Source organism: Cellulosimicrobium sp. CpK407, from assembly GCF_051844275.1.
Taxonomy (GTDB): Bacteria; Actinomycetota; Actinomycetes; order Actinomycetales; family Cellulomonadaceae; genus Cellulosimicrobium; species Cellulosimicrobium cellulans_G.
The window spans coordinates 1-25,647 of sequence record NZ_JBGNYC010000058.1; the positions used below are offsets into that span (position 1 = coordinate 1).

Annotated in this window: 24 protein-coding genes; 7 read left to right on the forward strand and 17 right to left on the reverse strand. The window is 74.5% G+C overall.

Features of this window, described 5'->3' with window-relative positions; all coding sequences use genetic code 11:
* Positions 1–21: 21 nt before the first annotated feature.
* The 3 genes from ABWU78_RS18500 to ABWU78_RS18510 form a co-directional block, all read right to left on the reverse strand.
* The gene (locus ABWU78_RS18500) at positions 22–411 is read right to left on the reverse strand and encodes a UBP-type zinc finger domain-containing protein (RefSeq protein WP_439159149.1); all 390 of its coding nucleotides are present in this window, start codon (positions 409–411) and stop codon (positions 22–24) included.
* Positions 412–418: 7 nt separating this feature from the next.
* Positions 419–1,111: a hypothetical protein gene (locus ABWU78_RS18505; protein ID WP_253051874.1), complete on the reverse strand. Its 693-nt coding sequence runs from the start codon at positions 1,109–1,111 to the stop codon at positions 419–421.
* 106 nt (positions 1,112–1,217) lie between these two features.
* Complete coding sequence (locus ABWU78_RS18510) at positions 1,218–2,480, reverse strand: GNAT family N-acetyltransferase (protein WP_439159150.1); 1,263 nt, start codon at positions 2,478–2,480, stop codon at positions 1,218–1,220.
* Positions 2,481–2,611: 131 nt separating this feature from the next.
* Here ABWU78_RS18510 and ABWU78_RS18515 point away from each other — a divergent pair, with 131 nt between their 5' ends.
* A complete protein-coding gene (locus tag ABWU78_RS18515; RefSeq protein ID WP_253051870.1) occupies positions 2,612–2,806 on the forward strand; it encodes a hypothetical protein in 195 nt (64 codons plus the stop codon).
* A 17-nt stretch (positions 2,807–2,823) separates the two neighbouring features.
* Here the strand turns inward: ABWU78_RS18515 and ABWU78_RS18520 are convergent, their stop codons facing one another.
* Positions 2,824–3,306: a hypothetical protein gene (locus tag ABWU78_RS18520; RefSeq protein ID WP_439159151.1), complete on the reverse strand. Its 483-nt coding sequence runs from the start codon at positions 3,304–3,306 to the stop codon at positions 2,824–2,826.
* Positions 3,303–5,771 carry a molybdopterin oxidoreductase family protein gene (locus ABWU78_RS18525; protein WP_439159152.1) on the reverse strand — a complete coding sequence of 823 codons (2,469 nt, stop codon included), beginning with the start codon at positions 5,769–5,771 and terminating at the stop codon, positions 3,303–3,305. Before ABWU78_RS18525 ends, ABWU78_RS18520 begins: the two co-directional genes overlap by 4 nt.
* A gap of 267 nt (positions 5,772–6,038) precedes the next feature.
* On the opposite strand from ABWU78_RS18525, the gene ABWU78_RS18530 reads away from it, so the two are divergent.
* The 3 genes from ABWU78_RS18530 to ABWU78_RS18540 all read left to right on the forward strand — a co-directional run bounded on the left by ABWU78_RS18530 (position 6,039) and on the right by ABWU78_RS18540 (position 10,082).
* Positions 6,039–6,182 carry a hypothetical protein gene (locus ABWU78_RS18530; protein WP_253051864.1) on the forward strand — a complete coding sequence of 48 codons (144 nt, stop codon included), beginning with the start codon at positions 6,039–6,041 and terminating at the stop codon, positions 6,180–6,182.
* A gap of 119 nt (positions 6,183–6,301) precedes the next feature.
* Entirely contained in the window at positions 6,302–9,238 is a 2,937-nt protein-coding gene (locus ABWU78_RS18535) for a helix-turn-helix transcriptional regulator (RefSeq protein WP_353707120.1), read from the forward strand.
* An 82-nt stretch (positions 9,239–9,320) separates the two neighbouring features.
* Positions 9,321–10,082 (forward strand): 2,3-bisphosphoglycerate-dependent phosphoglycerate mutase, encoded by a 762-nt coding sequence (locus ABWU78_RS18540; protein WP_439159153.1) that lies wholly within the window; start codon positions 9,321–9,323, stop codon positions 10,080–10,082.
* Positions 10,083–10,130: 48 nt separating this feature from the next.
* Here ABWU78_RS18540 and ABWU78_RS18545 read toward each other — a convergent pair whose 3' ends face one another.
* Both ABWU78_RS18545 and ABWU78_RS18550 read right to left on the reverse strand, forming a co-directional pair.
* On the reverse strand, positions 10,131–11,324 hold the full coding sequence (locus ABWU78_RS18545; RefSeq protein WP_439159154.1) for a hypothetical protein: 1,194 nt from the start codon (positions 11,322–11,324) through the stop codon (positions 10,131–10,133).
* Positions 11,321–12,064 (reverse strand): SigE family RNA polymerase sigma factor, encoded by a 744-nt coding sequence (locus ABWU78_RS18550; protein WP_439159155.1) that lies wholly within the window; start codon positions 12,062–12,064, stop codon positions 11,321–11,323. Before ABWU78_RS18550 ends, ABWU78_RS18545 begins: the two co-directional genes overlap by 4 nt.
* Positions 12,065–12,230: 166 nt before the next feature.
* Here ABWU78_RS18550 and ABWU78_RS18555 point away from each other — a divergent pair, with 166 nt between their 5' ends.
* Complete coding sequence (locus ABWU78_RS18555) at positions 12,231–14,378, forward strand: SpoIIE family protein phosphatase (protein WP_353707116.1); 2,148 nt, start codon at positions 12,231–12,233, stop codon at positions 14,376–14,378.
* A 212-nt stretch (positions 14,379–14,590) separates the two neighbouring features.
* Complete coding sequence (locus ABWU78_RS18560) at positions 14,591–15,667, forward strand: sigma-70 family RNA polymerase sigma factor (protein WP_439159156.1); 1,077 nt, start codon at positions 14,591–14,593, stop codon at positions 15,665–15,667.
* Positions 15,668–15,687: 20 nt separating this feature from the next.
* Here ABWU78_RS18560 and ABWU78_RS18565 read toward each other — a convergent pair whose 3' ends face one another.
* The 4 genes from ABWU78_RS18565 to ABWU78_RS18580 form a co-directional block, all read right to left on the reverse strand.
* Entirely contained in the window at positions 15,688–16,170 is a 483-nt protein-coding gene (locus ABWU78_RS18565) for a DUF1269 domain-containing protein (protein WP_439159157.1), read from the reverse strand.
* Positions 16,171–16,184: 14 nt separating this feature from the next.
* Positions 16,185–16,535 (reverse strand): SHOCT domain-containing protein, encoded by a 351-nt coding sequence (locus ABWU78_RS18570; protein ID WP_115941646.1) that lies wholly within the window; start codon positions 16,533–16,535, stop codon positions 16,185–16,187.
* Positions 16,536–16,592: 57 nt separating this feature from the next.
* On the reverse strand, positions 16,593–17,024 hold the full coding sequence (locus ABWU78_RS18575) for a DUF6325 family protein (RefSeq protein WP_439159158.1): 432 nt from the start codon (positions 17,022–17,024) through the stop codon (positions 16,593–16,595).
* A 79-nt stretch (positions 17,025–17,103) separates the two neighbouring features.
* Entirely contained in the window at positions 17,104–17,511 is a 408-nt protein-coding gene (locus ABWU78_RS18580; protein WP_353707112.1) for a DUF7144 family membrane protein, read from the reverse strand.
* Positions 17,512–17,660: 149 nt separating this feature from the next.
* On the opposite strand from ABWU78_RS18580, the gene ABWU78_RS18585 reads away from it, so the two are divergent.
* Complete coding sequence (locus ABWU78_RS18585) at positions 17,661–18,926, forward strand: AI-2E family transporter (RefSeq protein ID WP_439159159.1); 1,266 nt, start codon at positions 17,661–17,663, stop codon at positions 18,924–18,926.
* A gap of 45 nt (positions 18,927–18,971) precedes the next feature.
* On the opposite strand, the gene ABWU78_RS18590 is transcribed toward ABWU78_RS18585, so the two are convergent.
* The 6 genes from ABWU78_RS18590 to ABWU78_RS18615 all read right to left on the reverse strand — a co-directional run bounded on the left by ABWU78_RS18590 (position 18,972) and on the right by ABWU78_RS18615 (position 25,552).
* A complete protein-coding gene (locus tag ABWU78_RS18590; protein ID WP_439159160.1) occupies positions 18,972–19,430 on the reverse strand; it encodes an HAAS signaling domain-containing protein in 459 nt (152 codons plus the stop codon).
* Positions 19,427–19,765: a PadR family transcriptional regulator gene (locus ABWU78_RS18595; protein ID WP_353707109.1), complete on the reverse strand. Its 339-nt coding sequence runs from the start codon at positions 19,763–19,765 to the stop codon at positions 19,427–19,429. Before ABWU78_RS18595 ends, ABWU78_RS18590 begins: the two co-directional genes overlap by 4 nt.
* A gap of 77 nt (positions 19,766–19,842) precedes the next feature.
* A complete protein-coding gene (locus ABWU78_RS18600; protein WP_439159161.1) occupies positions 19,843–21,543 on the reverse strand; it encodes a SulP family inorganic anion transporter in 1,701 nt (566 codons plus the stop codon).
* Positions 21,540–22,472 (reverse strand): HAD family hydrolase, encoded by a 933-nt coding sequence (locus ABWU78_RS18605; RefSeq protein WP_439159162.1) that lies wholly within the window; start codon positions 22,470–22,472, stop codon positions 21,540–21,542. The genes ABWU78_RS18600 and ABWU78_RS18605 overlap by 4 nt, the downstream gene beginning before the upstream one ends.
* An 8-nt stretch (positions 22,473–22,480) precedes the next feature.
* Positions 22,481–24,823 (reverse strand): arylsulfatase, encoded by a 2,343-nt coding sequence (locus ABWU78_RS18610; protein WP_439159163.1) that lies wholly within the window; start codon positions 24,821–24,823, stop codon positions 22,481–22,483.
* A 57-nt stretch (positions 24,824–24,880) separates the two neighbouring features.
* Entirely contained in the window at positions 24,881–25,552 is a 672-nt protein-coding gene (locus ABWU78_RS18615; RefSeq protein WP_253051836.1) for a GAP family protein, read from the reverse strand.
* Positions 25,553–25,647: the final 95 nt, after the last annotated feature.

Genomic DNA, 25,647 nt, shown 5'->3' on the forward strand with positions numbered 1-25,647 from the left:
GTTCGGCGACGGGTGCGGTGGTCAGCGGTGGATGAGGGACGTCCAGTCGGAGGGCACGCGGTCGGCCGGGGCGGGCGAGCCCTGCTCCGGCGGGCGCGAGAGCGGCGCGGCGAGGTGCGGGCCCTCGAGGACCTGCTCCGTCTCGTAGTCCCAGTACCAGTCCTCCCCCGGCTCGAAGGAGCGCATGAGGCGGTGACCGGTCTGCTGGAAGTGCGCCGTCGCGTGCTGGGCCGGCGACGTGTCGCAGCACCCCACGTGTCCGCACGTCGCGCAGCGGCGCAGGTGGACCCACCACCCGCCGTCCGCGTCGCACTCCGCGCAGCCCGTCCCGCTGGGCGGGACCGTCGGGTCGACGGCGGCCCGGAGCTGCGCGCCCAGGCTCTCCTCCAGCCCGTCCCCCGTGACGCTCACCGGCGGCTCACCGGGTCCCGACGGCGGAGGGCCGCACGACGGGTGCCCACGACTCGGGGTCGAGCGCCGGTGCGGGCTCGGCGTCGTCCCAGGCCCGGCAGTCGTCGATCGTCGCGGCGAGCAGCGCGCGCAGGCGCTCGTCCGGGTCCGGCACGCACGCCTCGGCGATGCCCTGCACCGCCGCGGAGATGATGCTCGGCGCGGCGTCGCGCACGAACCGGTTCGGCCGCAGCCGCGCGCCCTCGCAGAACCGCTGCGCCCAGCGCGCCGTGCGCGGGCAGCTCGCGAGCGCGTCCGCGGACTCGGCGCTGAGCGTGCCCGCGGGGCGGTCGTCGAGGACGTCGAGCATCTTCTCCGCCCCGATGATCGCGACGGCGAGCGTCTGCTGCCGGTCCGCCGGGGCGATCGGCAGCGCCGTCACCGCTGCCCGCAGCGCGATGCGCACGTCCCAGTGCGGGTCGTCGCTCGTCAGCCCGATGACGGACGGGATGAGCGGCGCGAGCTTGGGGCGCTCCGGGTCGACCGTGAGGTCGTTCACGGCGCGCGCGAGCATCGCGAGCAGCGGGTGCGTGCACCGTGGATGGTCGCTCCACCGCTCCCCCGCGAGGTAGGACGCGAGCTCCATGAAGCACGCGCCCTTCTTCGGGTTGCGGTGCTTGCCACGGCCCAGCATCGGCAGCATGTCGTAGGTGTCGGTCACGAGGTCACCCCCACAGCGGGTCCGGTCCTTCGTCCAGTCTGCGCCGGGGCCGGGTCGTTGGCAACGGGAGGAGTGACCCCGGTCACGCCGGGTCGACGGCGAGGGCTCAGAAGATCTCCGCGGCGTGCGCCGTGGGCGACCAGGACCAGGCCGCCGACGCGGCGGCGACCGCGCCGGGCGTGTGCTCGACGACGCGTCCCGCCAGCGCGAGGACGTGCAGCGGGGTGGCGCCCAGGTGGGCCGCGCCGAGGTCGCCGACGTCCAGCGACAGGTCGGCGCGCGCGTCGGTCCGGCGCACCGTGGCCGTGCCGCCCGCGGCGCCGACGACGACGTGCCACCGCCCGGCGTTGGCGGGGACCACGTCGTCGGTCACGTCGAGGACGAGGTCGACGGGGGCGGAGAAGGCCCGCGCGGCGAGCGCCCGCTGAACGTCGACGACGCGGACCCACAGCGCCTCGTCGAGGCGCGCGTGCATCCGTCGGTGGTCGGCGAGCAGGTGGGCCAGCGGGTCCGGCACGGGCCGCGACTCGCACGTCAGCGTGCTCATGAGGTCGAGGTCGAGCAGGTAGCGCCAGAGCCGGGCGTGCGTGGCCGGGTCCGTGGCGCTCACCTCCTGGACGGCGACCACGCCCGCCGGCACCAGCCCGGGCTTCCCCTCGCGGACCCGGTACGCCGCGTACCCGCTCGGGCCCTCGGGACCGAGGGCGACGACGATCTCGGCCGGCGGACGGCCGTCGCCGCCGCCGAGGAGGAACTGCCAGCGGTCCGCGTCGCGCGCGAGGGTGCCGGGCCGCGAGCCCAGGAGGTCGTCGTGGATCGCGGTCAGGTGCGGCAGGGCGTCGTCCAGGGACATCAGGTGCAGACGGGCCGACGACCGTGCTGCGAGGTCCCGCGCGCGCGGCGTGAACGCGGCACGTGCGAGGTCGACCTCGATCGGCTGGCGCCACGACGCGATCCCGTAGCCGTACCGCCCGTAGACGCCGGCCTCCGTCGCCCAGAGCGCGGCCACGGCCTCGCCCCCGGCCGCGAGGTCGGCGAGCTGACGGCGCATCATCGCCGTCATGACGCCGCGCCGGCGGTGGGTGGGCGCGACGGTCACCATCCACACCCCGGCGACGGGCAGCTGGTCCCCGCCAGGCATCGTCATCCGCAGCGAGTACGCGCTCGCGGTCCCGACGACGTCGCGACCCGGGCCGTCGACGGCGACGAGCGTGCGGTCGGCCTCGATGGAGCGGCCGGCGAAGACGTCGTCGGCGGAGTCCTGCCGGTACCCCCAACCGAACGCCCGCCACACCACGTCCAGGGCCGGCTCGCGGTCCTCCGGCTCCAGCGGTCGGACGTCGAACGGGGAGGTCGCGAGGATCGTCATGCCCTGGTGATAGCCCCCGTCGGCCGGCACCGTCCACCCGTTTTCGGGCCCGGCGCCACGGCCACCGACTGCGAGCCCCGCGGACCCGCCCTAGCGTCAGGACGAGACCGACGACCCAGGGACGGGCAGACATGAGCGAGAACGACGAGGGCACCGCACGTCACGGCGCGGAGGAGCGCTCGACCGAGGCACCTCCTGAGGACGGGCACGCACCCGGCCGGGCGCGCACCGACCGCGCCGGTGCGGCCGCCACGGAGGCGATCCCGGGCGAGGTGCCCGCCGACGACCCGGAGCGCGACGCCGACGACCGCTTCGACGCCGGCTGAGCGCGCGCCGTCGACGGTCAGCTCACGAGGACCTGCGTGGAGGACTCCTTGAGCTTGGCCTCGGCCCAGCGCGCCTGGCGCCGGGTCTCGGGGAAGCACCGCTGGACGACGTCGAGCAGGTCGGTGTGCCGGACGGCTTGCGCCGCCTGGCCGAGCATGTCCCAGTCCACGGTGACGCCGGAGGCCTTGGTGTAGATCGTCCGCAGGTCGCGCAGCAGGAGCAGGCCCGGCGCCGAGGACCGGCCCAGGAATTCGCTCGCGCGGTCGCGGACCGCGCGGGCCAGCCCCGTGTCGCGCCCGGCCTCCGGGTCGAGCTCCTCGCCGTACGGGCCGGCCACCTCCGCGATCTCGCGCACGTGGCGCGACGACCACTCCGCGAGGTCCTGCGCCACGTGGTGCAGCTCGTGGTCCGCGCGGTGCCGTTCCCTGGCCTGGAGCAGCTCGTTGGCGAGGTCGGCCTCGGAGCGGTGGAGCTCGCGCAGGACGAGGCCGATCTTCATGGTGCGCTCCTGTCTCCGGTCGCGGGGACCGTCTCGTCCGCGGTCGCGCCGCGCCCCCCGCGCGTCGGCGGCACGCCGGGGGCGAGGGGCGCCGAGGCGGTCGTCGTGGGGGCGGGCGAGGCCGTGCCGCCGCCGTCGGCGACCTTGCGCAGCGCGGCCGTCGCCGTCTTGAAGATCGGCTGCTTGGACACCGGGTCCCAGTCCGTGGGGGTCAGCTCGTTCGCGGCGCGCCCGTGCTCCTCCGGCTCGTGGCCGCCGGGGGTGTCCCAGTAGCCGTAGTGGAACGGGACGAAGACGACGCCCGGCCGGATGCCGCTGACGCGCACCCGCGCCCGGACGCTCCCGCTCCGGGTGCGCACCTCCGCGACGTCGCCCTCGACCAGCCCGTGCACGACGGCGTCGTGCTCGGAGACCTCGACCCACACCTCCGGCGCGGCCTCCTGGAGCTGCGGCGCGCGCCCCGTCTTGGTGCGCGTGTGGAAGTGGTAGAGCGTGCGGCCCGTGACGAGCTGGAGCGGGTGCTCCTCGGTCGGCAGGTCGTGCGGCGGGACGTACTCGGCCGCCCGCAGGAGCGCGCGCCCCTCGGGGTTGGCCGCCGCGTAGTCGGTGCGGTCGAACGGCGCCCCGGTGACGAGGTCGCGCCCGTAGCTCTCGCACACGTCGGGGTGGGCGAAGAACCGCCCGTCCGCGTACAGGCGCTCGGTCCCGTCCGGGTGCTCGGCGTCGCACGGCCACTGGATGCCGCCCGCGCCTCGCAGCAGGTCGTACGTGAGCCCGGAGTAGTCGCACGGGCGGCCCCGGCTGCACTCCTTCCACGCCTCGAACGCGGACTCGGCGTCGTGCCACGTGACGAGCGGGCCGCCGTCCTCGTCCCGGAGGTCCATGCGCTCCGCGAAGTCGAGGAACACGTCGAGGTCCGCCCGCGCCTCGCCGGGCGGCTCGACCGCCTTCTCGGACAGGTGCACCGTGCGGTCCGCGTTGGTGAACGTGCCCGTCTTCTCGGCCCACGTCGCCGCGGGCAGCACGACGTCGGCGAGCTGCGCCGTCTCGGTGAGGAAGAGGTCCTGCACCACGAGGAAGAGCCGGTCCTGGGTGAGGACCGACCGGATCCGGGCGAGCTCCGGCAACGACACCGCGGGGTTGGTCGCCTGCACCCACAGCAGGCGGAGCGAGCCCTCCTCGGCGTACCGGAACATCTGCATCGCGTGGGTCGGCGGCGAGTAGTGCGGGATCCGCATCGGGTCGACGTTCCAGACGCGCGCGAGCTCCTCCACGTGAGCCGGGTTCGACCAGTTGCGGAACCCCGCGAGGTCCCCGTCGGCGCCGCACTCGCGCGTGTTCTCCGCCGTCGGCTGGCCGTTCATCTGCAGGACGCCGCAGCCCGGCCGGCCGAGCATGCCGCGCAGCAGGTGCAGGTTGTTGACCTGCACGGCCGCCGCCGTCGCCTGGTGGGACTGGTAGAAGCCCTGGAGCACCGTCGACAGCAACCGCTCCGCCGTCCCGAGGACCCGCGCGGCCTCGCGCAGGTCGTCCGCACGGACGTCGCAGATCCGGGCCACCACGTCGACGGGGTAGTCGGCGAGCCCGCGGGTCAGCTCCTCGAGCCCGACGGTGTGCCGGTCGACGTAGTCGTGGTCGACCCAGCCGCGCTCGAGGATCTCGTGCAGGATCCCGTTCATGAGCGCCACGTTCGTCCCCGGCCGGGGCGCGAGGTGCACGGTCGCGGCACGCGCCACCGGCGTGGGGCGCGGGTCGACGCACACGACGGCGGGCGGGTTCGGCCCCGCGAGCCGGTCGAGCACCCGGGTCCACAGCACGGACTGCGTCTCGGCCATGTTGTGGCCGAAGAGCGCGACGACGTCCGCGTGGTCGACGTCGGTGTACGAGCCGGGCTGCCCGTCGCACCCGAACGACTCCTTGAGCGCCGCGGCGGCCGTCGCCGTGCACAGCCGGGTGTTGCCGTCGACGTGGTTGGTCCCGATCCCGGCGTGGGCGACCACGCCGAGCGTGTAGTACTCCTCGAGGAAGAGCTGGCCGCTGGTGTAGAAGCCCAGGGCGCTCGCGCCCTGCTCGTCGAGCAGGTCCCGGGCCCTGTCGACCACCCGGCGCATCGCGTCGTCCCACGAGGTCGGGACGAGCCGCCCGTCCTCACGGACGAGCGGTCGGGTGAGCCGGTCCGGCGAGGCGTTCGCCTGCCAGCCGTACAGGTCCTTGGGACCGAGCCGCCCGTGGTTCACGCGGTCCTCGGCACGGCCCCGCACCCCGACGATCCGGCCGTCCGCGACCGCGACGTCGAGCCCGTCCCCGTTCGAGTGCAGGATCGACGCCGACGGGACCCACCGCTCGACGTCGTCCTCGGTGACGCCCTCGGCGAGGTGCGAGTCGACCCGGACGGGCCACTCCTCGCCCGGCCCGTACGGCGTCCGCGTCCCCCACGGCTCCGCGATCCGGTCGATCCGTGCCACCGCGCCACCTCCTTCTCCGACGGCCGCTCGTCCCATGCTCGCGCGCCGCCGTGGGCACGCATCTCCTGGTGGCGCCCGCGCGGGGCGGCCCGTGCGGGCCGGGCGCCTTAGGCGCGACGACCCACCTCAGGCGCCTCAGGGTCGGGGGCGGGGACCGCCTAAGGCACCCTCCCCCGAACGCTGCGCGGTCGTCCGATGCGACGACCCGGTGCTCAGGACGAACGTGAGCGTCGGACAGGCAGGGTGCCTGCAGAGACGGGGACGACCATGAGCGCACAGTTCGATCCGACCTTCGAGGCGGATCTCGCGTACCGCACGCAGCGGCTCCGCGAGGAGTTCCGGCACGACGAGCCCTCGCTGCTGCACTGGTGGCGCGGGCGCCGTCAGCGCCACGACCACGCGGCGCGGTGACCGCGCCGCCCGACGCCGTCGACGAGCACTCTCTCGTCGGCGGCGTCGTCGTGTCCGGCGCGGGCTCCGGCGAGGTAAGCGGTGGTCACGTGTCGGTGCACGCTGCGAGGATGGGAGCCGTGCCACGCCCCTCCTCGCGCGCGCCCTTCGTGGCCCGCGCCGCCGAGCTCGACGCGCTCTCCGCGGCGGTCGAGCGCGCGCGCCGGGGCGAACCCGGCGTGGTGCTCGTGGGCGCCGACGCCGGGGTCGGCAAGACGCGCCTCCTCACGCGTGCGGCGGAGCTCGCCGCCGGGAGCGGCGCGACCGTCGTCTGGAGCCACTGCGTGGACCTCGGCGAGGTCGGTCTTCCGTACCTGCCCTTCTCCGAAGCTCTGACGACGCTGCGCGCGCAGCACCCCGCGGTCGACGAGACCGTCGCGGCGCGGCCCGCGCTCGCGCGCCTGCTCGACGCCGGGACGCCCGCGGACGACGAGCAGAGCCAGGGCGAGCGCCTCCAGCTCTTCGAGAGCATCGCGGCCGCGCTCGCCGCGTCGGGGACCGCCGAGGCGCCGCTCGTGCTCGTCGTCGAGGACCTGCACTGGGCGGACCCGTCGAGCCGCGACGTCCTGCGCTTCGTCGTCGCGCGCCTGCGCGCGGAGCACGTCCTCGTCGTCGCGAGCTACCGCGCGGACGACCTGCACCGTCGCCACCCCCTGCGCCCCGTCCTCGCGGAGCTCCTGCGCCACCCGCGCGTCGAGCACGTGCAGCTCTCCCCCTTCACCGAGGGCGAGCTGCGCGAGTTCACCACCGCGCTCGCGGGCGCTCCCCTGCTGCCCGACGCGTTCGAGTCCGTCCGGACGCGCTCCGAGGGCAACGCGTACTTCGCCGAGGAGCTCGTCGAGTCGGGCCTCGACGACGAGCTGCCCTGGTCCCTCGCGGACGTCCTGCGCGCCCGCCTCGAGGTGCTCGACCCCGCCGGGCAGCACCTCGTGCGCGTCGCGTCGGTGTCCGGGCGCCAGGTGAGCGAGCCGCTCCTGCGCGCCGCTCTCGCGCGCGACGCCGCGGACGGCGAGGCGGCCACCGGGCGCTCGTTCGACGCCGCGCTGCGCGAGGCCATCGCCCACCACGTGCTCGCGGTCGAGGGGGACGGCGCACGCGACACGGTCGTGTTCCGTCACGCGCTGCTCGCCGAGGCCGTCGCGTCCGACCTGCTGCCGGGCGAGCGCGTCGGCGTGCACCGCGCCTACCTCGCGGCGCTCGACGACGACCCGGGGCTCGGGTCGCCCGCGCTGCGCGCGCACCACGCGCTCGCCGCGCACGACCTCCCGGCCGCGCTCACGGCGTCGCGCGCCGCCGCCCGCAAGGCCGCGCGCGTGCTCGCGCCGGCGGAGGAGCTGCGGCACCTCGAGCAGGTGCTCGCGCTCTGGCAGGCGGTGCCCGACGCTGCGGACCTCCTCGGCGAGGACCGCGTCACCGTCGCGCTCGCCGCGGCCGGGGCAGCGAGCCGTGCCGGCGAGCCGGACCGCGCGGTCGCGCTCGCGCGCAAGGTCGTCGAGGGCACCGCGGGCGACCCGATGCGCCAGGCGTCGCTGCGGCACGTCCTGTCGCGGTACCTGCTCGGCACGGAGGAGGTCGAGGAGACCCTCGCCCACACCGAGGCCGCGCTCGCCGTGCTCCCGGAGGAGCCGCCGTCGCTCGACCGCGCGTGGACGCTCGCGATGCGGGCGCGCGCCGCGATGAACGCCGACCTCGACGAGCTCGCCGCGGAGGTCGCGGCGCAGGCCCTCGACGTCGCGCACCGGCTCGACGCGCCCGACGTCGAGGCGGACGTGCTCACCACGATGGCGATCCTCGAGGTCGCGGACGACGACCGCGCCGCGGTGCTGCTCGCCCAGGCCCGGGAGCGCGCCGTCGAGGCGGGCGACATCCTCACCGAGCTGCGCTGCTGGTACAACATCGCGGCGAACCGCTACTACGCGGGCCGCATCGACGAGGCGCTGCAGGTGACGGCCGACGGCCTCGACCGGGCGCGCGCGACCGGGCTCGGCTGGAGCGCGTACGGCGTCGAGCTGCGCCTGTTCCGCGACCTCGTGCGCTACGTGCTCGGCGACCTCACGCCCACCGAGACCACGGGCGAGACGATGCCCGAGGGGTCCGCCCCGCAGCTCTCGTGCGTCCAGCTCTACGCGGCGGTGGCGCGCGGCGACGACGACGCGCTCGCCCGCGGCACGGCCCTGCGGCGGGACTGGTTCCGGGACGGGCAGATCGCGCTCATCTCCGGCGGCTGCTCGATCGACGCGCTGACGTGGGCGGGGCGGGACGAGGAGGCGGTCGCGCTCGCCGTCGAGCTCGTGGACCACCTGGGCCGCACGTGGAGCGACTACTTCCTGGGCCGCATCTGGATCTCGGCGCTCGCGCTCGCCGCGCTCGCCGACGCCGCGGACGCGGCGCGCCTCCAGGGTGCGTCGGGCACCGGGCAGGTCGCGGCGCTCGTCGCGCGGGGCGACGAGCTGCTGGAGGCGGCGCGCACGACGGCGGAGCGCGGCCGACCGCGCGGCGGTCGCCTCGGGCCCGAGGGACGAGCCTGGCTCGCGCGCGCCGCGGCGGAGCACTCGCGCCTCACGGGCGAGGACGACCCGGCGCTGTGGGAGGAGACGACGCGCCTCTTCGACTACGGCTACCGGTACGAGGTCGCACGCTCGCGCTTCCGGTGGGCCCAGGCGCTGCTCGGCGCGGGCGACCGCAACGCGGCCGAGATCGAGGCGGCGCAGGCTCTCGAGGAGGCCGAGTCGATGGGCGCGGCCCCCCTCGCCGAGGCGGTGCGCGCGCTCGGGCGCCGCGGCCGGCTCGACCTGCCCGGCGTCCGGCGGTCCACCACGGCGGTCCTCACCGAGCGCGAGGAGGAGGTCCTCCTGCTCGTCGCGCAGGGCCTGACCAACCGGCAGATCGGCGAGCGCCTGTTCATCTCGGCGAAGACGGTGAGCGTCCACGTGTCCAACGTCCTGGCCAAGCTCGGCGCGTCCGGTCGCGCCGAGGCCGTCTCGCTCGCGCACCAGCGCGGGCTGCTCGAGGTCTGACGCGATGGGCTCGTCGTCCGACCCGTCGCCGGGGGCGTCACCCGGACCGCCGGACGGTGGGTCGGTCGGCACCCTCGTCCTCGTGCGCCACGGGCAGAGCACGTTCAACGCGGGCGACCGCTTCACCGGCCTCCTCGACGTGCCGCTCTCGGACGTCGGGGTCGCGGAGGCCGGGCGCGCGGCCCGGCTGCTCGCCGACGCCGTCGCGCGCGAGCCCGCCCTGGCGCCGCGCCGCGTCGTCACGTCCCCGCTCGTGCGCGCCGCGACGACGGCCGCGATCGTCGCCGACGCGCTCCCCGGGCCGCCCACGCTCGCGGTCGAGTGGCGCCTCGTCGAGCGCCACTACGGCGCGTTCACGGACAAGCCGCGCGACGTCGTCCGGCGCGACTACGGCGAGGCCGCCTACTGGCGCTACCGCCGCTCCTACCTGCACCGACCACCGCCGCTCGCGGCGGACGACCCCGCACGTCCGCTCGTCGACGACACCCTGCTGCGCCTGCCCGACGCCGCGCGCGCCGCCCTGCGCCCCGACGCCGAGTCGCTCGCGGACGTCGTCGAACGGCTGCGTCCCTTCTGGGCGGAGACGCGCGCGGCGCTCGCCCGGGGCGAGGCGGTCCTCGTCGTCGGGCACGGCAACTCGCTGCGCGCCCTGTCCGTGCTCGTGGACGACCTCACGCCCGAGGAGGTCCAGGACCTCGACGTGCCCACCGGCCACCCGCTCGTTCACCGCTTCGCGGCGGGGCCCGACGACGCGCTCGTCCCCGAGGTCCGCGGCGGCACCTACCTCGACGCGCACGGTGCCGAGCACGCGCTCGGCGACCTCAGGTCCCGCGGCGGCACCTGAACGGACCCCGTCCGTCACGACGCCTCGGCGTGCCCGTGCGCGCCGGCGTCACGACTCGGGCGTGGCGGAGCCGAGGGCCTGGGCCGTGCGCGCCGACGAGATGAGCGCCACGTCCAGCAGGCACTGCCGCCAGGCGTCCCCGTCCAGGCCCCCGGGGTCGAGGTACCAGCGGTCCGGCAGCATGCCGGTCTCGACTCCGCGGACGTCGAGGCACGTCCTGAGCTCCGCGTCGGACGTGTCGCCGGGCGCGGGGGCGGCGGGGAGCAGACGGTCGACGAGCAGCCGGGGGATCGCGGGCGACGTCTCGATCGGCACGACCTCCCGGGTCGTCGGGTCGTACGAGGCTCGGCAGCTCGGGTCCCGGTCGGGACCGGTCAGCGGCGAGCCGCACGTCATCGCCCCGAGGCTCCGGTTGTTCTCGGACCGCGTCGCGGTGAGGATCCCCCGGACGTCCGTCGCCGGACCTGCCTCCGGGCCGAGCGCCGCGACGTTGAGGAAGAGACCTTCCGCCCAGGCGTCGGGGAGACGGTACGTCGGGCCGGTCGCGGCCGGTCCCTCACCGGCCAGGAGCATCCAGGTCTCCATGCGCTCGCGCTCCCACGAGGGGTCCGACCCGGGCGGCGTGGCGGAGGTCGCGACGCTCAGCACCAGACCCTCGGCGCCGCCCTCGCGCTGGAGCAGGACCAGGTTCTGGAAGCCGTCGTGCACGACCGCTCCCGCCGTGCCTCCGCGCCGCAGGACCGCGAGGTCGCCGTCGTCCCCGGCGAGGACGCGCAGCCCCGGAGGCTGCTCGCTCCCCGCGGGCTCGGGACGGTACTCGACGAGGAACCGCTCGCCGTCGCGCCACGCACCGAGGCCGAGGTCGAGGACGTACGTGCCGTCGTCGCGCCGGTACGTCGCGGGCTCCTTCACCGCGACGACGCCCGGCGCGACGTCGACGAGCGTGGGCTCCGCCGTGACGACCTCGTACCCCGGCGACCCGGAGACGACCTCGCGCGCGAGGTCACGGAGCCCGTCCGGGCCGCCCGCCGTCACGACGCCCGTCCCGACGAGCCCCAGCGCGACGACGCCCGCGACGCCGGCGAGCGACCGGCGCCGCTGCACGCCGCGACGGCTCGACCGGAGAACCAGGTCGAGGTCGAGCTCTGAGGGCGGGACGGCGTCGTCGGCCGTGCGGCGCAGCCGGGCGAGGAAGTCGTCCTCGGGCGGGGTGGGCACCGGGCGTCCGGTCACGGGGCTCATCGGGGTGTCCTTCCGGAGGTCGGGGTGGTCGGGGAGGTCAGGGTGGTGGTCGTCGGGGCGGGAGCGGTGCCGTCGGGTGCGCCGAGGAGCGCCCGCAGGCGGGCGAGGCCCCGGGAGGCCGTGGACTTCACGGTGCCGACGGGCATGCCGAGCTCGGCGGCGACCTCGCTCTCGCTGAGGTCGAGCAGGTGCCGCATGACGACGACGCGGCGCTGCTTGACCGGGAGCGTCAGGAGCGCGCGCACGACGGCGTCGCGATCGTCGACGGAGCCCGTCGGCTCCCCGGTAGCGGGGCGGCCGGGCCGGCCGACGCCCTCCGCCCGCGCGAGCTCGTCCGGCCCGGCGAGCACCTCGCGCCGCGTGCGGCGCCACGTGTCGACGCGCAGGTTGGCCAGCACGCGGCGGGCGTAGGCGAGCGGGTCGCGCTCGCGGGCCCGCGACCACGCGCGGTACGTGCGCTCCAGCGCGTGCTGCGTGAGCTCCTCCGCCCGGTGCCGGTCCCCGCAGAGCAGGTACGCCATGCGGTGCAGAGGGTAGCGGGCGTCCCGCATGAACGCCGAGAACTCCTCGTCGCGCGTGCGCCGGGCGACGAGGTCGACCTCGACCGCCGGCGCGCCGTCCAGCTCGCCGTCCCGATGATCGTCCCGATCGTCGTCCCGATCGTCGTCACCTGCGACGTCGAGCAGCAGCTGGAGCCTGCCGGTCCCCCCGACCGGTCCGGCCGCACCCGTCGCGGTCACGTCCTCACCCCTCGCGGGCCGCGCCCGCCGTCGTGTCGTGGTCTCACGAGCGGTACACGCAGCGTCCCCGCCCGAGGTTCCCTTCTTCCCGATTTCACCCCGTCCGCGTGCCCGGCTGGCACCGCTTGCACTGTTTGACCGGCCTCGTCCTGGTGATACTGGCACCATGACCGACGCCCAGGCGATCCACGAGCTCGCGCAGGCGGGGCTCGCCGAGCCGGTGGCGGACGAGTCGTTCGACCGGTTCGCGCGTCTCGTGCGGCGGCAGCTCGGGGTGCCGTCGGCGCTGGTCACGCTCGTCCTCGACGACGAGGCGGTGCTGCCCGGCGCGCTCGGCCTGCCCGAGCCGTACCAGTCGGAGCGCCGCACACCCCTGAGCCACACGTTCTGCCAGTTCGTCACGAGCGACGCACGACCGCTCGTGGTCGAGGACGCCCGGGTCGTCCCGCACCTCGCCTCGCTCCGCGCGGTCGACGACATCGGCGTCGTGTCCTACGCCGGCTTCCCGATCTTCGACCCGCACGGGCGCGCCGTCGGGTCGCTGTGCGCGTTCGACGGACGCCCGAGGCCGTGGTCCGACGAGGACCTCGCGACCCTCGCCGACCTCGCGTCCGCGTGCACGTCCGAGCTGCGGCTGCGGCTCGCCCGGGCGCGGGCGAAGCGCATGCAGCGGGTCGCGCTCGCGGCCAACCGGCGGTCCCGGCTCCTGCTGGAGCTCTCCGAGTCGTTCGCCGCCGCGACGTCCGTGCGCGACGTCGCCGAGCGGCTCTCCGCGGTCGGCGCCGCGATCGGCGCCCGCTACGCGGGCCTCGCGATGCTCGACGCGAGCGGAACGCGCCTCGAGTACACGACGCTCGACCACCTGGAGCCGGGCGTCCCCGTGTCGTTCCGCCGGATGCGGATCGACGACGAGCGCGGCGCCGCGATCGCCGCCCGCACGCGCGAGCCGCTGTTCTTCCGCGACCACGCCCACTACACGGCGCGGCTGCCCGAGGCGGCGGCCCTCATCACGTCCGACGACGTCGAGGCGCGCTCCTTCCTCCCGGTCCTCGCCGGGGAGCGGCTGCTCGGCGTCGTCGCGCTGGCGTGGGACGCGGTCCGGGAGTTCGACGAGGACGCGGTGAAGACGGAGACGACGGTCGCGTCGTACGTCGCGCACGCGCTCGACCGCGTCCGGCTCCTGGAGGAGCGGCACCGCGTCGCGACGACGCTCCAGGCGGCGATGCTCACCGAGCTCCCGTCGGTCCGCAGCGCGGAGCTCGCCGCCACCTACGCGTCCGCGACCCGCACCGACCAGGTCGGCGGCGACTGGTACGACGCGGTGGTGCTCGACGACGACGCGTGCGTCCTCATGATCGGCGACGTCACCGGCCACGACATGCGCGCGGCCGCGCAGATGGGCCAGCTGCGCTCCATGCTGCGCACGTTCGCGTGGTGCCAGGACGAGCCCCCCGCGGTCCTGCTGCGGCTCCTTGACCGGGCCAACCGCGGCCTCGCGCTGCACTCGAGCGGCACGGCCGCCGTCGTCCGGCTCGACCGCACCCCGCACGGGTTCGACCTCACGTGGTCGAACGCCGGGCACCCGTCCCCGCTCGTGCTGCGCGCCGACGGCACCGTCGAGACGCTCGACGCGCCCCCGGACCTCATGCTGGGCGTCGTCCCCGGCACCACGCGGCACGACCACCGCGCACACCTCGCGCACGGCGACACGCTGCTCCTGTACACCGACGGTCTCGTCGAGCGGCGCGGCGCGTCCTACGCCGAGCGCCTCGGCGCCGTGCGGGCCGTCCTCGCCGAGCTCACGGCCACCGCGACGTCCGCCCTGCCCGACGCGCTCGTGCGCCGGCTCGTGTCCGACCAGCGCGACGACGTCGCCGTCCTCGCGCTGCGGGTGCGGCACGCCGTCGCCCGACCGCCCGGACCGGGACGGCCGTCCGTCCTGACGCGGCAGGTCGAGCACGCGTCGTCGGCGATCGGACCGGCCCGGCGCTGGGTGGACGACGTCCTCGAGAGCTGTGACGTCTCCCCGTCGGTCCGCCGCATCGCGATGCTCCTCACGAGCGAGATCCTGACGAACGCGGTCCAGCACGGCGCGGCCCCGGTCGAGGCGGAGCTCGAGGTCGGGCACCGTGTCCTGCGCGTCGCGGTCCGGGACGGCTCGCCGGCGCTGCCTCGGCTCCGGTCCCCGCGCCCGGACGAGACGGGCGGCCGGGGCGTGCAGTTCCTCGAGCGCTGCGCATCGCGCTGGGGGGTCGACGCCATCGACGGCGTCCCGGGCAAGGCCGTGTGGTTCGAGCTCGACCTGGACGACTGAGCCCGGTCGTCGAGCCCGGGGTTCCTCCCCGCCCCGACGCGAGCCCGGGGAGCGACCCCGGGGTCGGCACGGGCTGTGCCGTGTCGGAGGGCAGAGGTAGCGTGTGTGAGGTGGGCCACTCCCCTGGTCCCGCGCGGGCGGTCGCGGCAGCGCGCACCCACCGTAGGCACCCCCCGCGAACGTCGAGACCTCGAGTCCTGAGAGGCAGCACCATGACCGACCTCGCCACCCCCACGAGCGTCCGCCCGGAAGCCACCCCGCCCGGCCCCGCTCCCCTGCCCGAGCGCGACGACCTCGACACGGTCCTCGCGGGCCACCGCCGGGAGATCACGGGCTACTGCTACCGCATGCTCGGCTCCTCGTTCGAGGCGGAGGACGCCGTGCAGGAGACGTTCCTGCGCGCGTGGCGCTCCTACGACCGGTTCGAGGGCCGCTCGTCGCTGCGCTCCTGGCTCTACCGCATCGCGACGAACGTGTGCTTCGACGCGCTGGGCGCGCGCAAGCGGCGTGAGCGCCCCATGGGCCTCGGCGGCCCGCAGGCGCCGGAGGCCGAGAACCTGGGCCAGGTGCTCCCCGAGGAGACGTGGGTCGAGCCGGTGCCCGACGATCGCGTGCTGCCGCACGACGGCGACCCGGCGCAGGTCGCGGTGGGCCGTGAGACCATCCGGCTCGCGTTCGTGGCCGCGCTGCAGTTCCTGCCGCCCAAGCAGCGCGCCGTGCTCCTGCTGCGCGAGGTGCTGCGGTGGCAGGCGAGCGAGGTCGCGGAGCTGCTCGACACGTCGGTCGCGTCGGTAAACAGCGCGCTGCAGCGGGCGCGGGCGACGCTGGCGGCACGGGCCCACTGGGACAGCTCGGGCCTCGGCGAGGACGCCGAGCCCGCGCCCGCGCCGGTCGCGTCGAACGCCGGGCTCGGCGACGAGGAGCGGCTGCTGCTGGAGCGCTACCTCGACGCGTTCGAGCGCTACGACATGGACGCGCTCGTCGCGATCCTCCACGAGGACGCGACGCTGTCCATGCCGCCGTACCCGCTGTGGATGAAGGGCGCGGCGGACATCGTGACCTGGATGACCGGGCCCGGCCACGAGTGCGAGGGGTCCCGCATGGTGCCGGTCGCGGTGAACGGCACGTTCGGGTTCGGCCAGTACCGTCGGGCCGCAGACGGCGGGCACGAGCCGTGGGCGCTGCAGGTGATCGAGACCGAGGACGGGCGGGTGACGGCCATCAACGCGTTCCTCGACACGGCCTCGTGGTTTCCGCTGTTCGGCCTCCCCGCGCGCCTCGACGACTGAGCACGCGCGGGGCCGGTCCGTCAGTCGAACGTCTCGAGGAGGGTGCTCCGCTCGGCGTCCGTGAGGTTCGTGGCGACGAGCTTGCCGTGGACCCCGTGGAACCGCTCGCCCACGCGGTCGAGGTCGCCGTCCTCGGTGACGACGAACAGCGCGGACGACCCAGGCGTGACGCCCTCCCGGATGCGGTCGAGCTGGTCCTTGTCGATCCCCACGGCGGCCATCGCCTTGGTCGACGCGCCGATCGCGGCGCCGGCCGCCGCGCCCAGCACGGGCGCGAAGAAGAGCGAGCCGAGCAGCAGGCCCCAGAACGCGCCCCAGCCGGTGCCGCGCCACTCGTCCTGGTGACCGTGACGCGTCGTCGGCTTGGCTGCGCCCTCCGGCCACGCGACGACCGCGGTGTCGATGATGCGGATCGCGTGCTCGGAGGCCGAGTCGTGCAGGATCCGGGACGCGGTGTCCGCGCCCTCGGGAGAGTCGAACTTCCAGACGGTGAACGTGGCCATGGCGATTCTCCTCGTCAGCCGAGCAGCTTGGCCTTGGCCGCGGCGAACTCGGCGTCGCTCAGCACGCCGGAGGCGTGGAGCTGACCGAGCCGCTCGAGCTGGCCGAGCAGGTCGTCCTGTGCCGGGGCCGCGGCGGGCGCGGCCGGCGCGGGCTGGGCGTACTGGGCCGCAGCCTGCTGGGCCGCGGCCTCGATGCGTGCCTGCTCCTGCGCGGCCTCGGCCTGCTGGGCCTCCCACGACTGCTGGGCACGGTTCGCCTGGTGGCGCTGGACGGCGCCCGCGGTCGCGGAGGCAGTCCCGGCGATGACGGCGGTGCGAGCGGCGGTCCCGATGAGCCCGGGGCGGCCGAAGCGACGGATGGGCATGTGGTTCTCCTGGTTCTGTGGGCGGAGGCGCCACGGAGCGGGCGCCGGGCGGGCGGCTCAGTCCTCGACGAGCGCGAGGTCGGCGACCTCGTTGACGACCTCGGCCGGGATGCGCTCGCTGAGCAGCACGACGCCGTCGGCCGCGCCGGTCGCGGCGATCACGCCGCGGGCCCACGTGTGCTCGACGACGAGGACGAGGGCCGACGTGCCCGGCGCGAGCCCGGCGGCGACCGCGTCGAGGTCCTCCTCGCCGGCGAGGCCGGCGCCCGTGAGCTCGACGTCGGTGATCTCCAGCTCGTCGCCGAGGTCGGTCACCTCGACGACCTCGACGTCGCCGGCCTCGGAGCGCCGGACGACCGCGAGGTCGAGGAGCGTGACGGTGCCCTCCGCGAGCACCTCGAGGACGGAGGCCTGCACCCCCGCGGGGATGCGGTCCGACGGGAAGGCGATCGCGACGATCTCGACGGGGCCGAAGGTGAACGTTGCCATGGACGGGACTCCTGAGTCTGTCGGTGGGCGAGGACGACGGTGCGGACGCGGGAGGCCCGGAGGCCCCGGGCGGGGCGGCTCAGCGCGCGGCGCGCTCGGCCTCGTCGCCGTGGACGACGAGCGCCCACAGGACGAAGACGTCGAGCACGATCGTGATCAGCGACCACCACGGCGTCACCTGCAGCGTCGTGAACTGGGCGATCGCGTTGAGCACCACCAGGACGATGGCGACCATGCGCGCCCAGCCCCTGCCCGAGAGCAGGGCGAAGCCGGTGAGGACGAGCAGCACCCCGATGACGAGGTGGATCCAGCCCCACGTGGACACGTCGAGGACGACGATCCCGGCGTCGGTCACGCCGACGAGGCTGTTCGGGGAGAACACGGCGACCAGACCGCTGATCGCGTTGAAGAAACCGATCGTCACGAGGACGATCCCGGCGAACCAGACCCAACCGACCCAGGCCGTCACCTGCGACGAGCGTGCCATGCGAGTCCTCCTGAGGTGCCGACCGTGGTCGGAGCGAGACGAGCGGACGAGCGTGCGCGTCGATCGTGGCACCGGTCGGGAGGTTCGGCATCCGGAAGCGACGGCGCGCCCGCCGGGCCCGCCCCCACCGCCGCCACTAGGTTCGGGACATGACGACGCCGACGCCCGCCGAGGACCCGTGGTCGGGCGTGCCCGACGCCGGCACGCGCCCCGTCCAGCACGACTCCCGGCGCCCGCCGCGGTGGGTCCCGCGCGCGCTCGCGATGGCCGTCGTCGCCGTCTTCGTCGGGATCTTCGCGTGGTACGCGCTGGGCCAGCTCAAGGCGCTGGGCGTCAACATCCTCATCGCGTTCTTCGTCGCGCTCGCCCTGGAGCCGATCGTGGTGTGGCTGGTCCGCCACGGCTGGCGCCGCGGCGCGGCGGCCGCGGTGGCCCTGATCGGCTCGCTCCTGACGATCCTCGTGGTGCTCGCGCTCTTCGGGAACCTGTTCGTCCAGCAGCTCGTCCAGCTCGTCCAGTCGCTCCCGGACCTGTACGCGAGCATCCAGGACCTCGTCGCGGAGCGCTTCGACGTGGTCATCCCGGACTCGGACGACCTCATCAAGCAGGTCATCAACGACTTCGGCGACGACGTCGCCTCCGGCGCGCTCGTCGTCACCACGACGATCGTCGGCGGGATCTTCGCCTCGCTGACGATCATGCTCGTCACCTACTACCTGCTCGCGGCCGGGCCCAAGTTCCGCGCGGCCGTGTGCCGCTGGCTCACCCCCAACCGCCAGGAGGAGGTGCTGCGGCTCTGGGAGATCACCCAGGTCAAGGTCTCCGACTTCATCAACTCGCGCATCGTCCTCGCCGCGCTGTCGAGCGTCTTCACGTTCGTGTTCCTGCTGATCCTCCAGACCCCGTACGCGCTCCCCCTCGCGGTGTTCACGGGCGTCGTCTCGCAGTTCGTGCCCACGATCGGCACGTACATCGGCGGCGCCCTGCCCGTCGCGGTCGCGCTCACGTCCCAGGGCCTGCCGCAGGCGCTCGGCGTGCTCGCCTTCATCATCGGCTACCAGCAGCTCGAGAACCTCTACTTCTCCCCCAAGGTCTCCGCCCGCGCGCTGGAGATGAACCCGGCGGTGAGCTTCGTCGTCGTGCTCGCGTTCGGTGCGGTGTTCGGGGCGCTGGGCGCGTTCCTCGCGCTGCCGATCGCCGCGACGATCCAGGCGGTCGCGAACACCTACCTCCAGCGGCACGAGCTCATCGAGTCGCACATGCTGCACGACCCCGACGCCGAGGGCCACCACCCGCACAAGGGGAAGGGCCGCGACGGGGAGGGCGGCACCGCGCGGCGTCGTCGCAAGAACCGCGAGGCCGCCCTGGAGGCCGAGCGCACGGTCGACGAGCGCCACGCCGAGGGCATCGACTGAGGACGGCCGTCCCGCGCGGTCCCGGCCGCCCCCACGCACGGGGTGCTAGGCCGTCGCCACGTAGTGGGAGACGAGGACCGCGAGGAACGCGACGAGCGCGACGACTCCGATCACGAGCGCGGTCTTCTGCCGCGAGCGGTCGCCGGCGGCGGCGCGGAGCCGGGCGCCCGCCCACACGACGGTGCCGACGGCGAACAGCGGCACGATGAAGAGCACCAGGCTCACGACGCTCAGGGCGACCAGCAGCGTGTCGGCGAGCGGCGGGCCCGACGCCGGGGCCGGTGCGGGCGTGCCGGCCGCGGCCGCGATGGAGTCGACCGGTCCGAGCTCCTCGAGCAGGTGGCGCACGGCGTCGTCGTCGCTCCCGCGGAGGGCGAGCGCCTCGCGGGTGTGCTCGCGCACGGCGGCCAGCGTCTCGGACCGTTCACGCGGATCGGCGCCTTCGAGCGCACGGTCGAGATCGGCGAGATAGGCCTCGACCAGCGGGGGGAACGGGTGGGTCATCGTGCCTCCAGGGTGGCGTCGACGTCGGCGGAGAAGCGGGCCCAGGTGTCGGCGAAGACCCCGAGCGCGGCACTTCCCTCTGGTGTGAGCTCGTAGTACCGCCGTGGTGGCCCCAGCGGCGAGGCGGCCAGCTCGGTCGTGACCCAGCCCTGCTGGCGCATGCGTGACAGGAGCGGGTAGAGCGTGCCGTCGCTCGTCAGCAGCACTCCCCGCGCCCCGAGCCGTTCGACGAGCTCGAGACCGTACGCCGGCGCCTCGCGCAGGCACGCCAGGACGCAGTACTCCACCACGCCCTTGCGGAGCTGGGTGAGGACCATGTCAGGCGTCGGTACCATGCGTTGCACGCTACCAGATACCTTGCGTCGCAAGATAGTAGGTCTCGACATCGTCCGCTCGACTCGCGGGACCCGGGTCAGGGGACCGGCACCCCGGCGTGGGTCAGGGCGGCGTCGACGCTGGGGACGACGCGCCCGTCGTCCACCAGCCCGCGGAACCAGCCCGACGCGCCCGCCCCCTCGCGCGCCGCGGCCGGGACCCGGACCAGGTACAGCGCCGCGCCCGCGCCCGCGAGCTGGCGGTCCAGGTCCGCGAGGCCGTCGAGGACGGTGGACGTCACGAGCCGCTGCGACTCCATCTCCAGCGCCACGACGCGCGGGGTCGGGTCCTCGGACCGCGCCCTGGCCAAGACGGCCTCGACCGTGGCGCGCGTGTTCGCGGTGTACAGGCCGCCCTCGAGGTGCAGGACCAGCGCGCCCGGCGCCCGCACCGCCCCGGCCCGGTCCGCGTACGTCCACCCGCCGTCGGGCGAGCGCGCCAGCTCGACGGCGCGTGGCTGGTCCGCCTCGCGGAGCACCAGGACCAGCGTCATCACGACCCCGACCCCCACCGCGGGCAGCAGGCCCGCCACGAGTCCGATCGCGGCCGTCACCACCGCGCACGCGAGCTCGACCCGGTTGATTCGCCACAGCTCGACGAACTCGCCCACCTGGATGAGGCTCACCGTCGCGACCACGACCATCGCGCCGAGCGTCGCCTGCGGCAGGTCGTCGAGGACGGGCGCGAGGAAGAGCGCGACCAGCACCGCGAGCGCCGCCGTCACGAGGCCCGACGCCTGCGTGCGCGCCCCGGCGCGCAGGCTCACCGCGGTCTGGGAGAACCCGCCCGCGGGCGGCATCGCGCGGAAGAACGCGCCGGCCACGGCGGCGAGGCCGTTCGCGAGGAGCTCCGTGTCGGGGTCGATCTGGGGCTCGTCCGGGCGACGGACGCCGCGGCCCACGGACACGGTCTCGAGGAACGCCATGACGGCGATGGCCGCCGCCCCGGGGAGCATCGCGCCCACGAGCGACAGGTCCGGCAGGACGGGCAGCGGCAGGCCCGACGGCACGGGGTCGATGACGGCGACCCCGGACCGGTCGATCCCGGCGACCGCGACGAGCAGGATCCCCGCCGCGACGACGACGAGCGGCGCGGGGACCCGCGGCGCGACCCGCCCGAGCACGACGAGCACCGCGATGCTGCCGAGGGCGAGCAGGACGGTCGGCAAGTTGGCGTCGCCGACCTGGGAGAGCGCGGACGTCAGGACCCCGAAGAACCCCGTCGCGTCGGGGTCGGCGGGCACGCCCAGCAGCTTCGGGAGCTGGCCGACGGCCACCGTCGCCCCGACGCCGGCCTTGATCCCGACGAGGACGGCCCGCGAGATGTTCTCGACGAGGGAACCGAGGCGCAGCACGCGCGCGAGGACGAGGAGCGCCCCCACGAGCAGGGCGAGCGTGCAGACCGCGCGCGCCGGGTCGTCGCTGCCCGCCGCGACCCCGGCCGCGAGCAGCGTGGACGCGGACAGGGTGGCGATGGTCGACGTCGTGCTCATGCTCAGGGCGCGCGACCCGCCGAGCAGCGCGTACACGACCGTCGGGACCATGCACGTGTACAGGCCGAACTCCACGGGCAGGCCGGCGATCGTCGCGTACGCCATGGCCTGCGGCACGACGACGGCTCCCGCCGACAGCCCCGCGACGGCGTCGCGGCGCGCCCACGCGCGCCGGTACCCGCGCAGCGTGGGCAGCAGGGTCGGCCCCTGGCTCGCCCGGTCGCGCGCCGGGGCGCCGTCGCTCACGCGTCCTCGGTCGGGAAGACGCGGGTCCAGTCGTCCCGGACGCTCACGACCGTGAAGCCGTGGTCGGCCGCGGCGGACAGCGCCTGCTCGGCGCCGGCGTCGTACGGCACGTCACCGCGACCGGTGTCGTCGTCGTGGTGCACGAGGAGGCTGAGGCTGCGCGGGTTGCCCTGGACGAACCGGAGCATGTCCACGTCGCCGTTCGAGTTCCCGGCGGCCAGGACGGGGCGGCGGCCGACGCGCGACCAGATGCGGACCGGCTTGAGGGGGCCGTCGTCGAGGTAGTCGAACGTGGTGCCGTAGCGCACCTGGTTCGTGCCCGCGTCGTACGCGAGACCGAGCGCCGACCCCACGACGCGCTCCGGCGGGATGCCGTAGTAGTCGAGCGTCATGGGCCGCATGAAGTCGCGGTCTCCCCCGGACACGACGTAGCACGCGAAGCCGTGCGCCTCGAGATGGCGCAGCAGCTCCACCATCGGCTGGTAGACGGCGTCGGCGTAGGGGCGACCGAGCGTGAGGTGCTTCGCGCGGGCGTAGAACGACGCGACGGCCGCGTGGTAGTCCTCCACGCTCTCGTGCGCCGTGGACGCGAGGATCGCGCCGACCATGACCTTCAGGTCGGTGTCGTCCCCCGCGTAGTGCTTGTCCACGGCCGCACCGAGCCACGCCAGGTCCCCGCTGACGGCCGCGCGGTACGGCTGGCGGTCGGCGAGCGTCGGGTCGGCCTCCGCCGCCGCCTTCCACTGCTCCACGATGAAGTGGAGCTGCGTGGGCATGGGCTTCTCCGTCCAGAGCGTGCCGTCGTTGTCGAAGACGGCGACCCGCTCCTCCGGGCGCAGCGCGTCCGGGCCGACGGCCACCGCCTCGACGAACGCGAGGATCGCGTCGCGGGCGGGGCCGTCGGCCCAGGACGGCAGGGGTCGGGTCATCGCGACGGTCAGTCGCGCGCCATCGCCGCGGCCAGGTGCGCCTCGAGGTCGAGGTACGCGTCGTCCGCGACGTCGAACACGACCTGGGCGATCTCGCCGCCCGTGAAGTCGAACCCGTACCCGTACAACGACGAGACCGGGTCCGCGCTGTCGCGGCCGATCGTCAGCCCTTCGCCGCAGAGCGAGAAGTGCCCGAGGACGGTGCGGATCCGCTGCTCGCCGACCTGCTGGTCGTCGATGAAGAGCTTCAGCGGGCCCTCGCCCTCGCGGTACTTGCCCATGCCCTCCTTGGTGAACTCGACGCCGATGATGTGCCGGCCGCTCGTCGGGACCGGCGCGGAGATCCGGTCCTCGGGCGGGATGCCGAGGAAGTTGTAGACGTAGTGCACCTGCCCGTCCTTCACGACGAGCGCGTGGCCGCCGAACCGCGAGCCGTGGGCGAAGATCACGCCCTGGCTCTCCGGCGTGAGCTCGACCTCGGCGGCGATCTTGTAGGAGACCCCGTGCGTGTTCGCCGCGGAGCGCTCGGGCACCTCGCTCGTCCCCGGGTAGTACACGAACCGCCCCGACGGCGGCGCGGGCTGGTGGAACTCCATGCCGACGAACGTCTCGAAGTCCTTCGGGTTGCCGATGATCTGGAGGTCGTTGAGCGGGAGGACGGCGTTCTTCTTCGCCTCCTCCATCCACAGCGCCTTGAGCTCCTCGAGCTTCTCGGGGTGCTCGGCGGCCAGGTCGTGCGCCTCGGACCGGTCGACCTCGGTGTGGTACAGCTCCCACACGTCCTCGTCGAAGTGGCCCTTGCCGCTCACCGGTCCGTGCACGGTGACCGCCTTCCACCCACGGTGCCAGAGGCCACGCTGCCCGAACATCTCGTAGTACTGGGTCACCTTGTTCGTCGGGGCGTCGGGCGCGGCGTCGAACGACGGCACCATGGACACCCCGGACAGCGGGGTCTGCTCCACGCCGTTGTACGTGTCCGGGAACGTGACGCCACAGGCCTCGAGGATCGTCGGCACGATGTCGGTCGAGTGGTGGTACTGGTGGCGGACCTCGCCGCGAGCCGCGATGCCGGCGGGCCAGTGGATGACGAGCGGGTCGGCGACGCCACCCTGGTAGGTGTAGCGCTTGAACATCTTGTACGGGGTCGAGAACGCGGCCGCCCAGCCCGTCGGGTAGTGGTTGTACGTGTCCGGGCTGCCGAGCTTGTCCACGAGCCGCAGGTTCTCCGCCTCGTCGTCCGGGTAGCCGCCGAAGATCTTGCCCTCGTTGACGGACCCGTTCGGGCTGCCCTCGCCGGACGCGCCGTTGTCGGCGCAGTAGATGATGAGCGTGTTCTCGAGCTGTCCCGACTCCTCGAGGTAGTCGACGATCCGCCCGACCTGCGCGTCGGTGTACTCGCTGAAGCCCGCGAACACCTCCGCCATGCGGCTGAACATGTGCTTCTCGTCGTCGCTCAGCTCGTCCCATGGCCGCACGCGGTCCGTCTCGGAGAACGTGCCGTCGGGCATGGGGTTGAGCGGGGGCAGCTCGGTGCCCTCGGGGAGGATGCCGCGCTCGATCATGCGCGCGAGCACCCACTCACGGTAGGCCTCGTAGCCGTCGTCGAACTTCCCCTTGTACCGGTCGATGTACTCCTGCGGCGCGTGGTGCGGCGCGTGGTTCGCACCGGGGCAGAACCAGAGGTACCAGGGCTTGTCGGGCTCGGTCTGCTTGACGTCCCGGATCATCCGCAGCGCCTGGTCGGCCAGGTCGCGCGAGAGGTGGTAGCCGTCCTCGGGCAGGTAGGGCTGGTCGATGTAGTGGTTGTCCTCCGCGAGCGACGGGTACCAGTTGTTGGTCTCGCCGCCGATGAAGCCGTAGAAGCGGTCGTAGCCCTGCGCGAGAGGCCAGTGCTTCTTCGAGGCCCCGGCGGTCCACTCGTCGATCGGCACGTTGTGGTTCTTCCCGACCCAGAAGGTCGCCCACCCGGCGTCGCGCAGGACCGTCGCCATGGTCGCGTTCGAGTCGGGGATGTGGGAGTTGTACCCGGGGAACCCCGTTGACGACTCCGAGATCGTCGCGAAGCCGTTGAGGTGGTGGTTGCGCCCGGTGAGGAACGTCGACCGGGTCGGGGAGCACAGCGCGGTGGTGTGCCACTGCGAGTACGTCAGCCCGTTCTGCGCGAGCCGGTCCATGGTCGGCATGTTGATCCTGCCGCCGTACGGCGACCACGACGCCATGCCCGTGTCGTCGTACAGGACCACGAGCACGTTCGGGGCGCCCGCGGGCGCCTTGTCCGGCAGGAACGCGTCCCAGTCCGCCACGGAGTCGCGGACGTCGAGCTCGATCTTTCCCTGGAACTGCTTGGCCATGCTCACTCTCCTCGGGAAGCCGGCGCCAGGCACCGGGTGCGTGCTGGTCGGGGACTCTCAGAGCGCCGCGATGCCGTCGCCGAGCATCTTGGCGCCCAGGACGAGCAGGAGGACGGCCATGATGACCGCGTTGTTGTGGATCATCCAGGCCTTGAGCTCGTCGAGCATCGACGCGGCCCGGGAGCCCATGAACAGGTAGATGAAGACCGGCGTCGCGACGCCGACGCTCGCGACGAGGGCGAACACGACCGCGGCGACGACCTGCGCGTTCGTGTCGTCGGGTGCGGCCGACGCGATGGCTGCGCCGCCGGAGACGACGAGCAGCAGGTTCTTGGGGTTGACCGCGCCCAGCAGGATCGCGAGGCCGGCGGCCTTCACGGGCGTGAACGCGTCGATCGCCGCCATCCACCGAGGGGCCGGCGGCTCGACCCCGGCGCGCGGACGTCCGCGCCACTGCTTCACCGCGAGGAGGAGCAGCAGGACGCCCAGGACGATCTTGAGGATCGCGGCCCACAGCGGCGGGCCGTCGTCGTCCGGCGTGGCGGCCCCGGCGAGCGTCGCGACGAGCAGCGTCACCGCGCCGACCGCGACGAACCACCCGACGAGGAACGCGAACGCGTTCGCCTTCGCCCGGCCGCTCACGAGCATGAGCACGACCGCGACGATCGGCAGCGGGCTGATGAGCACGCCCACCGCGACGGGGAGGGACTGACCGATCGCCGCGCCCATGGGCGGCCTCCTTCGTGGTCCGGTCCCGGGTCGGGACGGCGGGGTCTGCGCGGGCTACGGCACGGGTGCCGAGGCGTACGGGCGGGTGAGGTGCC

Coding starts and splice junctions, on each gene's coding strand:
- ABWU78_RS18510 (WP_439159150.1), bottom strand. CDS start 2,480: ATGACGATCCTCGCGACCTCCCCGTTCGACGTCCGACCGCTGGAGCCG.
- ABWU78_RS18515 (WP_253051870.1), top strand. CDS start 2,612: ATGAGCGAGAACGACGAGGGCACCGCACGTCACGGCGCGGAGGAGCGC.
- ABWU78_RS18520 (WP_439159151.1), bottom strand. CDS start 3,306: ATGAAGATCGGCCTCGTCCTGCGCGAGCTCCACCGCTCCGAGGCCGAC.
- ABWU78_RS18530 (WP_253051864.1), top strand. CDS start 6,039: ATGAGCGCACAGTTCGATCCGACCTTCGAGGCGGATCTCGCGTACCGC.
- ABWU78_RS18545 (WP_439159154.1), bottom strand. CDS start 11,324: ATGAGCCCCGTGACCGGACGCCCGGTGCCCACCCCGCCCGAGGACGAC.
- ABWU78_RS18555 (WP_353707116.1), top strand. CDS start 12,231: ATGACCGACGCCCAGGCGATCCACGAGCTCGCGCAGGCGGGGCTCGCC.
- ABWU78_RS18560 (WP_439159156.1), top strand. CDS start 14,591: ATGACCGACCTCGCCACCCCCACGAGCGTCCGCCCGGAAGCCACCCCG.
- ABWU78_RS18565 (WP_439159157.1), bottom strand. CDS start 16,170: ATGGCCACGTTCACCGTCTGGAAGTTCGACTCTCCCGAGGGCGCGGAC.
- ABWU78_RS18570 (WP_115941646.1), bottom strand. CDS start 16,535: ATGCCCATCCGTCGCTTCGGCCGCCCCGGGCTCATCGGGACCGCCGCT.
- ABWU78_RS18575 (WP_439159158.1), bottom strand. CDS start 17,024: ATGGCAACGTTCACCTTCGGCCCCGTCGAGATCGTCGCGATCGCCTTC.
- ABWU78_RS18580 (WP_353707112.1), bottom strand. CDS start 17,511: ATGGCACGCTCGTCGCAGGTGACGGCCTGGGTCGGTTGGGTCTGGTTC.
- ABWU78_RS18585 (WP_439159159.1), top strand. CDS start 17,661: ATGACGACGCCGACGCCCGCCGAGGACCCGTGGTCGGGCGTGCCCGAC.
- ABWU78_RS18590 (WP_439159160.1), bottom strand. CDS start 19,430: ATGACCCACCCGTTCCCCCCGCTGGTCGAGGCCTATCTCGCCGATCTC.
- ABWU78_RS18595 (WP_353707109.1), bottom strand. CDS start 19,765: ATGGTACCGACGCCTGACATGGTCCTCACCCAGCTCCGCAAGGGCGTG.
- ABWU78_RS18605 (WP_439159162.1), bottom strand. CDS start 22,472: ATGACCCGACCCCTGCCGTCCTGGGCCGACGGCCCCGCCCGCGACGCG.
- ABWU78_RS18610 (WP_439159163.1), bottom strand. CDS start 24,823: ATGGCCAAGCAGTTCCAGGGAAAGATCGAGCTCGACGTCCGCGACTCC.
- ABWU78_RS18615 (WP_253051836.1), bottom strand. CDS start 25,552: ATGGGCGCGGCGATCGGTCAGTCCCTCCCCGTCGCGGTGGGCGTGCTC.